This is a genomic window from Streptococcus cristatus (assembly GCF_003944225.1).
Lineage (GTDB): Bacteria > Bacillota > Bacilli > Lactobacillales > Streptococcaceae > Streptococcus > Streptococcus cristatus_K.
The window spans coordinates 1-1189 of record NZ_RJPN01000023.1 but is presented as its reverse complement, the minus strand read 5'-3'; the positions used below and the strand labels follow the sequence as shown (position 1 = coordinate 1189).

The following is a 1189-nucleotide window of genomic DNA, read 5'->3' as shown; positions in this document are numbered from 1 at the left end:
ACCCTTGATGTCTGGTGAAGTTTGTCCCTTGATCACGTCATCTTGTGATGTCCATGGGCCTTTTTCTACGATCGCTTTCGTTACGACGTTGATCTTCAGAATACGCGTGAATTTCGCGCTGTCTGTGAAGCTTGGTGCTGCTTCCTTGCCATTTTCGTATACGTACTTGATCGTACGGCTCAATTCCTTCACAGCTTCTTGTTGAGCTGACTTGATCTTATCATCTGTCCACTTAGGTCCATCCGGATTGCTTGGATCCATTGGATCGTTTGGTTTCGGTGGATTATTCGGATCGAATGGTACTACAACCTGACGCATAGTAACGGTGAAGGTTTGATCCTTCTTATCGTCATTATCGAAGGTCTTAGGTCCCTTGAACTCATCGTTCACAACTTCGTAACCCTTGTCTGTCAATTCTTTCAGACGAGCTGCGTAGTTGGTTGTTCCGATTGGCTCACCTGACTTACCGCTTTCGACAACCTTGGTCAATTCCTTATTACCGTCAGTTTGGTCTACGAAGCTGATAATCGCTTTTTGACCATCCTTCACGAAGTTGATTGGTGTATCCTTCGTTGGATCACTTGGAATTGGTGGTGGGTTGTAACCCTTGCTTGGATCGCTCGGATCTTTCGGTGTCAATGGTGTAGTACCATCTGGGCCTACTGGTGTAGTGCCTGGTACATGTGGAATCACTGGAAGATCAGTACCTGGTTTGCTTGGATCTGTTGGATCGTTTGGATATGGAAGGTTTGGTACTTTTGGAAGTCCGTCTGGTACATTTGGTACATATGAACCAAGTTTGCTGTACTTAACTGTTTCTTCGCTATCCTTATCATCAGGAGTCACTGTCTTCGCTGCGACATTGGCTTTATCTGCCACGAATCCAGTTACAACTGGTGTAGCTTCTTGGGCCAATTCTTTCGTAGCTGGTGTCCATGCAGTGAAGGTTTCCTTACCAGTTACACGGTTACGTTCACCTGTACGTGTGAAGGCTGCTTCTTGAGTCACAGGAGCTTTCAGAGCTGGACGACCCGCTGTTTGACCATCTGCGTATTCGTACTTGATCGTACGTGATACTTTCTTGTTGAGCTTAGCTGGGTCTGTAATCTTCTCTGTACCTTGACGAAGAGTAACGGTGAAGGTTTGATCCTTCTTATCGTCATTATCGAAGGTCTTAGGTCCCTTGAAC

The 1189-nt window shown here is 46.0% G+C and carries 1 protein-coding gene; it reads right to left on the bottom strand.

The genetic code is table 11. The features are described from left to right. Positions 1–1189, bottom strand: a 1189-nt coding sequence (locus D8797_RS10230; protein WP_446677496.1) for a mucin-binding protein, incomplete at both ends; no start/stop codon positions are given.